This is a genomic window from Endozoicomonas atrinae (assembly GCF_001647025.1).
Taxonomy (GTDB): Bacteria; Pseudomonadota; Gammaproteobacteria; order Pseudomonadales; family Endozoicomonadaceae; genus Endozoicomonas; species Endozoicomonas atrinae.
Map to the genome: position 1 here is coordinate 1 of NZ_LUKQ02000213.1, position 9193 is coordinate 9193.

At 47.4% G+C, this 9193-nt stretch carries 9 protein-coding genes and 2 pseudogenes; 6 read left to right on the forward strand and 5 right to left on the reverse strand.

Annotated elements, in window-relative coordinates:
- Nucleotides 1-190, forward strand: a pseudogene (locus AK963_RS35720) (IS630 family transposase); the annotation flags it as partial.
- Nucleotides 191-209: 19 nt separating this feature from the next.
- Here the strand turns inward: AK963_RS35720 and AK963_RS21470 are convergent.
- The 3 genes from AK963_RS21470 to AK963_RS21480 form a co-directional block, all read right to left on the reverse strand.
- Nucleotides 210-1766, reverse strand: coding sequence for an AmpG family muropeptide MFS transporter (locus AK963_RS21470; RefSeq protein ID WP_066017470.1), 1557 nt, complete (start codon nt 1764-1766; stop codon nt 210-212).
- Nucleotides 1767-1923: 157 nt separating this feature from the next.
- Entirely contained in the window at nt 1924-2409 is a 486-nt protein-coding gene (locus AK963_RS21475; RefSeq protein ID WP_066017471.1) for a YajQ family cyclic di-GMP-binding protein, read from the reverse strand.
- Between the two features lie 142 nt (nt 2410-2551).
- Nucleotides 2552-2767 carry a dodecin gene (locus AK963_RS21480; protein WP_066017472.1) on the reverse strand — a complete coding sequence of 72 codons (216 nt, stop codon included), beginning with the start codon at nt 2765-2767 and terminating at the stop codon, nt 2552-2554.
- Nucleotides 2768-2879: 112 nt separating this feature from the next.
- Here AK963_RS21480 and AK963_RS21485 point away from each other — a divergent pair, with 112 nt between their 5' ends.
- The 4 genes from AK963_RS21485 (at nt 2880) to AK963_RS21500 (ending at nt 7742) form a co-directional block, all read left to right on the forward strand.
- Complete coding sequence (locus AK963_RS21485) at nt 2880-3794, forward strand: ketopantoate reductase family protein (RefSeq protein ID WP_066017473.1); 915 nt, start codon at nt 2880-2882, stop codon at nt 3792-3794.
- A 92-nt stretch (nt 3795-3886) separates the two neighbouring features.
- Nucleotides 3887-4783, forward strand: coding sequence for a carboxylating nicotinate-nucleotide diphosphorylase (gene nadC / locus AK963_RS21490; protein WP_066017478.1), 897 nt, complete (start codon nt 3887-3889; stop codon nt 4781-4783).
- A 31-nt stretch (nt 4784-4814) separates the two neighbouring features.
- Complete coding sequence (gene galE / locus AK963_RS21495) at nt 4815-5831, forward strand: UDP-glucose 4-epimerase GalE (protein WP_066017474.1); 1017 nt, start codon at nt 4815-4817, stop codon at nt 5829-5831.
- A gap of 183 nt (nt 5832-6014) precedes the next feature.
- On the forward strand, nt 6015-7742 hold the full coding sequence (locus AK963_RS21500; RefSeq protein ID WP_066017475.1) for a DNA ligase LigA-related protein: 1728 nt from the start codon (nt 6015-6017) through the stop codon (nt 7740-7742).
- A 27-nt stretch (nt 7743-7769) separates the two neighbouring features.
- On the opposite strand, the gene AK963_RS21505 is transcribed toward AK963_RS21500, so the two are convergent.
- A complete protein-coding gene (locus AK963_RS21505; protein ID WP_066017476.1) occupies nt 7770-8207 on the reverse strand; it encodes a prepilin-type N-terminal cleavage/methylation domain-containing protein in 438 nt (145 codons plus the stop codon).
- Between the two features lie 411 nt (nt 8208-8618).
- Between AK963_RS21505 and AK963_RS21510 the strand changes: the two genes are divergently transcribed.
- Entirely contained in the window at nt 8619-9014 is a 396-nt protein-coding gene (locus AK963_RS21510) for a hypothetical protein (RefSeq protein WP_066017477.1), read from the forward strand.
- On the opposite strand, the pseudogene AK963_RS35730 reads toward AK963_RS21510, so the two are convergent.
- Nucleotides 9004-9193: pseudogene (locus tag AK963_RS35730) on the reverse strand (IS630 family transposase); the annotation flags it as partial. The gene AK963_RS21510 and the pseudogene AK963_RS35730 overlap by 11 nt on opposite strands.

The following is a 9193-nucleotide window of genomic DNA, read 5'->3' on the forward strand; positions in this document are numbered from 1 at the left end:
ACCATTCGCACCGGAGTTAAACAGCTCAGAAAGGCTATGGGAGTGGATGCGGGAGCATGACTTATCAAACAAAGCATTTTCAGGTTATGAAAATATTGTAGATTGTTGCTGTGAAGCTTGGAATAACCTTTGCAGCGAAGCTGGTCGACTGTTCAGTCTGTGCTCCCGTGATTGGGCAGTTATACAGTAGTTAGAAAATTCAATTGGTATTATTTTCCTGCCTGATGGCTTTCCAGCAACCGCCCTACATACGTTACCAGCCATATAACTGGCAGCCCCAGCAGTGCTGAGCCAATAAAGAATACTGGGTAATCCAGAGCATCCACAAAGGTGCCTGAATAGCCTGCCAACAACTTGGGCAGCAACGTCATCAGCGAGCTGAAAATGGCATACTGCATAGCCGTAAAGGCTCGATTGGTCAGACTGGATAAAAAGGCAATAAACGCTGCTGACGCCAATCCACCACTTAGATTATCCGCTGCAATAACAAGACTCAGATAAATACTGGATGGTTCAAGATTGGCCAGAAACGCAAAAAGCACGTTAGATAGTGCCGCCAGCAATGCGCCTACCCAGAGAATTCGCATCACACCGTAGCGAATGGCCAGCACGCCACCCAAAAAACCTCCAGCAATGGTCATGACCAGACCAAAAGTTTTGGTGATGGTGGCAATTTGCTCTTTGGTATACCCCATATCGTTGTAAAACACATTGGATATGGTACCCATCACAATATCAGCAATACGGTAGGTTCCTACCAATAGCAATATATAGATAGCCACTTTGCCGTAACGTTCAAAGAAGTCAGCAAAGGGTGCTATGTAGGTTTCCTTAACCATTTCCCTTGGCGCCAGATGAGCCTTCACCAATAACCATGCTGCAATTGCGGCAGCCAGAACGCTACCAGTAAACCGCCCTGCTCCAGATAGAAATCCTGCTATGGGTGTGGACACGCCCATATCAACCAGCACAGCCTTAAGAGCATTCAGAAAATCAGCCAACTGAGTAAAAGAGATCACAAATACAGTGGCAGCAAGGGCAAAAAGCAACAGAAAGCGCAGGTAATCAAAGGTACTGTGCGGCGACTCAGAAGTACGATCAACATCAGGCTCCGCAACCAGAAGCGTGGTAATAACCCCAATCAACATAAACACGGCCATACAGCGATAGGCCCAGGCCCAGGCCAGATAGTCGTAATTACCTTCCTCCGTCATGGTAAACCAGCTGGCCAGTGCTAATGTGCCAGCCCCAGCCACCAGCATACCGATCCGATACCCTGCAATGTAAGCAGAGGACATCATCGCCTGCAGGTCATCATCCGCCGCTTCTATTCGATAGGCATCAATAACGATATCCTGCGTTGCAGAGGAAAAGCCAAGCATAACGGCACCACTGGCTATCCAGAACAGACCTTCGACAGGGTTGTGAGCGGCCATAAACAGCAGCGCAGCAATGACAGAGGCCTGGGATAACAATAACCATGACCGGCGACGCCCAAGCCGGCCATGCAATATCGGTAGTGGAATGCGGTCAACCAGTGGTGCCCATACAAACTTAAAGGAATAGCCTAACGCCGCCCAGCTGAAAAAAGTAACGGCACTGCGCTCTACCCCTGCTTCACGAAGCCAGAGGGAAAGGCTGCTGAAAATCAACAGAATGGGCAGGCCTGCTGAAAACCCGAGAAAAAGAAGAGTAATCACCCGGCGATTAAAAAAGCTTTTACAGGCGTCGCCCCAATTTTTCGAAGAACCTGCTGCCAGCCCCATTCAATATGCTCCATCGCAAATGTGCAAGTTTACAGCGTCATGCTGCCTCTTCTAATAAAAAAACCAAATTTAAAAAAGAAGATACCAGCTTACCTTAGAAATAAAAAACCGTTTTCACCATCAAGTGAAAACGGTTTTCTGTGCCAGAAACAGTCAATCAGTCTCTGAAATTATTATACTGCAGCGGCATGTCCAGATCGGCTTCTCTCAAAAAGGCGATAACCGTCTGCAGATCGTCCCTTTTCTTACCGGTAACCCGAACCTGATCGCCCTGGATGGCTGCCTGCACTTTAAGCTTTGCATCTTTGATCATTTTCACGATCTTTTTAGCCAAATCCTTTTCCAGCCCCTGACGAACCACAACCTCCTGCTTGACCTGTTTTCCAGAGCCATAGTGATCCTTAACTTCAAGGCATTTAACATCAATTCCCCGTTTAACCATTTTGGTTTTCAGCATCTCTACCATTTGAGCCAGCTGAAAATCCGCGTCAGCAGTCATGATAATCTGCTTATCGCCACTCTTCTCGTAACTGGCATCGACACCTCGAAAATCGAACCGGGTCGTCAGTTCACGATTCGCCTGGTCGACAGAGTTGGCCAGCTCATGCATATCCACTTCAGAGACAATGTCAAATGAAGGCATAGCGAATGATCTCCTTGAGAAATCGAAAGAAACAATTAACAACTATTGTATCCATGATTGTATTCGAAAGACCATGGAGAAAATCAATACACCGGCGACAAGGTTCAGGTGAATGGGCAGAATCAGGCTCTATTCTCTCCGGCTATTGATCTTTACCCTTGAGTCTGAAGCCAATTTTTACCGTCACCTGCCAATGGGCAATTTTACCATTTTCAATGTGCCCCCGCTGCTCCACCACTTCAAACCAGCCCATATGCTCTATGGTCATGCCTGCTGCGGCAATGGCATTTTGAATAGCATCATCACTACTGACCGTTGAACTTCCAACCAGTTCAGTCATTTTATAGGTATGACTCATTTTCTATCTCCCATCCTGTGTATTAAAAAGCGGGATATCACCAACTGTTTGAGTATAGGCAGCAAATGCTAGACTCGGTGTATCTTGAACTCCTCATGGTCTATAGACATTCATGCATGCTGATAACTGGTATATTTTAGGCGCTGGCAGCATCGGTTGCCTTTGGGCTGCCAGCCTCTGCCATAAAGGGGAAAGCCCTCGCCTCATCCTAAGAGAAAGCAGCTATCAGCAGTTTGGACAAAAACGCATTCCACTCAAGCTATCCACTCCAGGCCAAACCTCCCTGTTTGATGTTGATATTGTCTCACCTGAAACGATAGACAACCCGATCAACCGGTTGATTGTCTGTACAAAAGCCCAGGATTCACTAGCAGCTCTAAACAGTGTTAAGCCGCATCTGACGGATAACTGCCAGATACTGTTGCTACAGAATGGAATGGGCAGCCAGCAGATCATCAGGGATGCTCTGCCAACGCAGACGGTCTGGGCTGGCTCCAGTACCGATGGAGCTTATCTGTCATCCCCTTTTGAGGTGCACCATGCTGGTCAGGGACAGACTTGGATTGGCTCACTCAGGAACGGCCAAGGGTCTGAACAGGGTTTTAATGATCTTTCCGACCATTTCAGATTAAAGGTCATTCAGTGCAACACCATTGAGCAAAAGTTATGGGAGAAGCTGGCCATAAACAGCTGTATCAACGGCCTGACGGCATTGTTCAACTGCCGTAATGGGGAATTGCTGGATAATGGTGAAAAGCAGGCCTGGCTGGATGAATTAATAGCCGAAACCTGCTCCGTTCTGGCGGCCCTGGAAATCCGTGCAACCTCACTCAAAGAAAAAGTGCATGGTGTCTGCCAGACCACAGCCAGTAACATATCATCAACCTGCCAGGATGCTCGCAAGGGTAGAGTTACTGAACTTTCCTTTATCAACGGTTTTCTGATCAAGCAGGCAAACATTCTGGGAGTCTCCGTCAGCAGCCATAACCGACTGATGGACCAGCTGAGCGCTGCAGGAATCAGGTAGGTTCCGTCAGGACAGCCTGCACCGGTTCCTTCTTTGGGTATATAATCCCCGCCAAAGAAACGACGACCAAGCCAGTAACCTCCGGAATGACCATGAAAGTATCCTATACGCTGCCTGAAAACCTGAGCCCGGTTCTGCGAGACCAGATACAAAGCGCCGTAGAAACCAATGTTCGTCAGGCATTGGCTGAAGATATTGGCTCCGGAGACATTACGGCTTCTCTGATTCCGGAGCCCCAGCAGTCTGTCGCGAGAATTATCTGCAGAGACCATGCTGTTATCTGTGGACGCCCCTGGTTTGACGAGGTTTTTCGTCAGATTGATCCCGATGTCCAGCTGGAATGGCACATAGAAGAGGGAGAACGGGTAGAGCCGAACCAGGTCCTTGTGGTTCTCAAAGGGTCTGCCCGCAGCCTTCTGACAGGAGAAAGGGCGGCCATGAACTTCCTGCAGACGCTCTCTGGCACGGCAACCCGTTGCCAGCACTATGCTAATCTGGTCAGTAGTACCGACGTCAAATTGCTGGATACCCGCAAGACCCTGCCAGGTCTGCGGGTAGCCCAGAAATATGCCGTTGCTGCCGGAGGTTGCCACAACCACAGAATCGGGCTCTTTGATGCTTTTTTAATCAAGGAAAATCATATTGCTGCCTGTGGCGGCATTGCCCGGACGGTCGCCAAGGCGCACGAAATCGCTCCCGGCAAACCGGTAGAGATCGAAGTGGAAAACATGGAAGAGTTCCGTGTTGCCAGGGAAGCTGGAGCAGACATTATCATGCTCGACAACTTTCCCCTGGCCCAGCTGTCCGAAACCGTGCGGCTGAACAGGGAACTTTCTGGAAAAGCCCCGAAACTGGAAGCATCCGGTGGTATTAACGACCAGACCCTGGTGCCCATTGCAGAAACCGGGGTAGATTTCATCTCCATTGGCACACTGACCAAAGACTGTCAGTCCGTGGATCTTTCCATGCGGATGGTTGAGCAGCTTTGAGTAAAAAGGACACCTTGAACAGGGAAAAAGCATGAGCAAAATCCTGGTAACCGGTGGTGCTGGCTATATTGGCAGCCACACCTGCGTCGAACTTCTTAACGATGGTTATGAGATCATTGTCCTGGACAATCTTAGCAACAGCAGTGAGGAATCACTGAAGCGGGTTCAGGAAATAACTGGCAAGACACTGAAGTTTATCAAAGGGGATATTCGCGATAATGAACTGCTGAACTCACTGTTCAGCAGCAATAAGATATCGTCAGTTATCCATTTTGCTGGCCTGAAAGCCGTTGGAGAATCTGTCTCCATGCCCCTGGCTTACTACGATAACAATGTACACGGAACTCTGGTGATGCTGGAAGCCATGAAACAGGCCAATGTGAAAACGCTGGTCTTCAGTTCTTCTGCCACAGTGTATGGTGACCCTGTCAGTCTCCCCATAAGTGAGGACTTCCCAACTTCAGCAACCAACCCTTATGGTCGTTCAAAGTTGATGATAGAAGAAATTCTTCAGGATCTACATGTGTCGGACAACAGCTGGCGCATAGCGTTGTTGCGCTATTTTAACCCGGTTGGTGCTCACCCTTCTGGCAGAATCGGTGAAGACCCTAATGATATTCCCAACAACCTGATGCCTTATATCTCTCAGGTTGCCATTGGTAAGCTGGCAAAGCTCAATGTCTTCGGTAATGACTACCCTACCCATGATGGAACCGGGGTCAGGGACTATATCCATGTTGTCGATCTCTCCATTGGCCATGTTCGTGCTATTGAGAAACTGCAGAAAGCTGATGGAATCCATGCCTGGAACCTGGGGGTAGGTAAAGGCTACAGCGTACTGGAAATGGTCGCCGCTTTTGAAAAGGCGTCGGAAAAGCCTGTACCTTACCAGATTGCCCCAAGACGCTCCGGTGATATTGCCGCCTGCTATGCCAATCCGGACAAAGCTCTCAATGAACTGGGCTGGAAAGCGGAAAAAGGGCTAGAGGATATGGTTTCTGATAGCTGGCGCTGGCAGTCGGCCAATCCGAATGGCTATCACAGCTAACCATCCTTCTGGAAAAGCTCAAAGAAGGGAACCACAGAGATCACAAAGCACGCAAAGAAAAGCTTTTTTCTTACTTTGTGGCCTTTGTGTTCTTCGTGGTTAACATTCCTGGTTTTTTTATCGAACCCCACACTCTTGTTCATCATGATGTAACCACCCGCCTTTTCATGTTTTAATCAAGGCATGAAAAAAATAATAGCTCTCCTGTGGATAACCTTTCTTCTACCTGCCTGGGCAGATGATTGCCCTCAGTGGAATCAAGACGAGGCAACTGAGAATATCAGCGCGCTATCTGATGAAGTTGCTTACCATAATGAACTGTACTTCAACCAAAACGTCCCCATTATCAGCGATGGTGAATACGATGCTCTCGTTGAGAAACTGACAGTTTGGCAAGAGTGTTTCCCTTCCATAGAAACAGAGAAACCCTCTCTCCAAACACCTCACAATCAATACACGATTCATCATCAGGCTCGAATGGGTAGCTTGATGAAAGCCCAGTCTGAAGAAGAAATAAAACGCTTTTTACAGCAATTATCTGGCAGTGGAGTTTTGGTACAGCCTAAAATTGATGGCGTTGCAGTGGAGCTGGTTTATAAAAATGGACGGTTAGTCAAAGCTTCCACCCGCGGTAATGGCGAAGAAGGCGTGGATATACTCCATCATATTCAGCAAATGCCGCTAGTCCCCAAAACATTATCACCTCTGAATAATAATGATGAAAAAAACGAACTTGCTCTTCATGGAGAACTATTCACGAGGCTTGATATCATCACCCCTTCTATTCTTGAGCAGTATGCCAGCGCCCGGCATCTGGTGGCAGGTCAGCTCAACAGGGCTGAACCGGAAACGGAAGCAGTAAAAGCCTTTGATTTTTTCCCATGGCAATGGATCAACAGCCCTTTTATCAGCGATTTTCTGTCAATAAAATCCTTAGCCGACATGGGCTTTCCTCTTCCCCTGGAGCATACCCACCGAACTGCATCCTACCCCGAAATCAAACAACACCTTGAGCACTACGCAACCTTCAAAAAGCCACTGTTTTTGATGGATGGAATCGTCATTAAAACAGACAGCAATACCTTAAGGAACAAGCTGGGCTGGACAGGGAATACACCAGCCTGGGCCATGGCATGGAAGTTTCCACCAGAAATAACAACATCAGGAATACAAGCGATTGAATTTACCATTGGGCGAACCGGTCATATCACACCAGTGGTTCATATTAAGCCCGTAATGATCAAAAACAGAACCATCTCAACCATTTCATTGGGCAGCGTTCAGAACCTGGAAAAGAAAGGGCTTGCCGTGGGGGATCAAATCACTATCAAGCTCAAAGGGAATGCCATTCCTGTCTTTGGAAAGGTTCTGTTTCGTCCCAAAAACAGAGCAATCCCGGAACTACCGGATACAAGCCGATACACCCCCTTTACCTGCCTGACTATTGCACCGGGTTGCGAAAAGCAATTTGCCGCTCGCCTGATATGGCTAACCGGTAAACAGGGGCTTGATCTTGCTGCGATCAACAAGCCGTTTATTCATCAATGGGTTCAGGCAGGCATCATCCAAACACCCGTCGAGATTCTAAAGCTGACAGCACCTTCACTGCAGGATTCCGGGATGCGGCAGCAGGAAATCCAACAATACCTCGACTCCATTCAACGGCCGAAAAGCCTGGAGCAGCAGATCCATGCACTCAGTATTCCTGGCATAGGGAAAAGCAGCGCCCGTGAGCTGGCAGGGTGCATAACGGATATACAAAAACTATTGTCAAAACAGCTCTTGGATGAGTGTTCAGCCATTGGCAGTAAACGAATGGAGGATTTACAGGATTACGTAAACAGGAAAGAAGTCAGGGAGTTGATTGAGTTTCTGGAAAGCAGTGTTCCCACGCATAGCGTGGGAACCTGATAACATCCAAGAGATAATCAGAGAGCCTTAGGGAATATCTGCATAGGCTTCTGTTGCACACAGGTCAGCACTACCACTGGTTGCCGAACCAGTACAGCTTTTAGTCCAGGTCCACTGACCGGTAGCCGCGTTCAGGGTTGGGGTCAGTGTAATAGCATCGGCACCAAATACCGTTGTTGTTCCAGGAGTAATGACTATGACTCCATCAGTCACACTGGTAACCCGGCCGCCAACAGGTGGAATACCTTCAGATCCTGCATCACAGTTGGCAAGTGCTTCACTCTGCAGGCAGATACTGACCGCTGTCTGGAAAGACTTGGCCTCTGTGATTGCTGCGGTTGCTTCAGCATTACGGGTGTAGTTCTGATACTGTGGAATCGCAACGGCAGCCAGAATACCAATGATTGCCACAACGATCATCAATTCAATCAGGGTAAAACCCGACGTCCTACGGATTTCCGACATCCTTGTCTTCATAATATTTTCCTCGACCAATGAGTTTCTTTGACAGCAAGCTGAAGTCCATTGCTCAATCTGTCGGCACCGTCCAGCAGCCCTTTAAATAATAGAATAGTTAAGTTCAGTCATGATGGTATGAATGCCACTCACTAACTCTGTGGCTGCAAAACAATATAGTAAGTTTAGCCCGCAGACCAAATCCACCATAAATACGACATATCTAATTGATTAAGATAATAAATTTAGAAAACACTGTTTCTTTTAGAATAAACCTGTCCACACCACTTATCGAGCCATACTCCCTGTCACTCTTTTTTTGACAGATCAGCTATTTTTTTTTGCCATTCGTCCGATAGCCAAAGTAATGACACTTTTCATCAATAAAAAGTTAATAAATAACGATTCAAGAAGGCAGGCATGGCTATTCAAAATAAAACCCTGATAAATAACAAGTTAGGATCATGGCTTTCTCGAATGGGGATCTTATCCATTGTTATTCTGTCAGCCTTTATCACGGGCTTTATCAGCCTGCAGTTCTTTTATCAGCAAAAAGTCGACAACTACTTCTCAAATTTGGGTATGAACGCCCCCTCAACGGATGAGTCTGTTCTGATTATCAGAACAAAGGACCATTGGATTACCACTACTGGCCAGCACCGGGAAACTTACAGACCATTGCTGACCAAAGAGCTCGGTAGTTATCAGGGTCATCGCTATGTAGGCTGGTTTTCCAGTTATAGTGACTGGCTTAACAGCAATGATGGACTGCCCTTTACCTTGTTATACCAATTGAATTTTCTAACTACTGTATAACTGCCCAATCACGGGAGCACAGACTGAACAGTCGACCAGCTTCGCTGCAAAGGTTATTCCAAGCTTCACAGCAACAATCTACAATATTTTCATAACCTGAAAATGCTTTGTTTGATAAGTCATGCTCCCGCATCCACTCCCATAGCCTTTCTGAGCTGTTTAACTCCGGTGCGAATGGT

Bases quoted from the DNA above. Each gene is read 5' to 3' on its own strand.
- AK963_RS21470 (WP_066017470.1), bottom strand. From the start codon at position 1,766: ATGGGGCTGGCAGCAGGTTCTTCGAAAAATTGGGGCGACGCCTGTAAA.
- AK963_RS21475 (WP_066017471.1), bottom strand. From the start codon at position 2,409: ATGCCTTCATTTGACATTGTCTCTGAAGTGGATATGCATGAGCTGGCC.
- AK963_RS21480 (WP_066017472.1), bottom strand. From the start codon at position 2,767: ATGAGTCATACCTATAAAATGACTGAACTGGTTGGAAGTTCAACGGTC.
- AK963_RS21485 (WP_066017473.1), top strand. From the start codon at position 2,880: ATGCATGCTGATAACTGGTATATTTTAGGCGCTGGCAGCATCGGTTGC.
- nadC (WP_066017478.1), top strand. From the start codon at position 3,887: ATGAAAGTATCCTATACGCTGCCTGAAAACCTGAGCCCGGTTCTGCGA.
- galE (WP_066017474.1), top strand. From the start codon at position 4,815: ATGAGCAAAATCCTGGTAACCGGTGGTGCTGGCTATATTGGCAGCCAC.
- AK963_RS21500 (WP_066017475.1), top strand. From the start codon at position 6,015: ATGAAAAAAATAATAGCTCTCCTGTGGATAACCTTTCTTCTACCTGCC.
- AK963_RS21505 (WP_066017476.1), bottom strand. From the start codon at position 8,207: ATGTCGGAAATCCGTAGGACGTCGGGTTTTACCCTGATTGAATTGATG.
- AK963_RS21510 (WP_066017477.1), top strand. From the start codon at position 8,619: ATGGCTATTCAAAATAAAACCCTGATAAATAACAAGTTAGGATCATGG.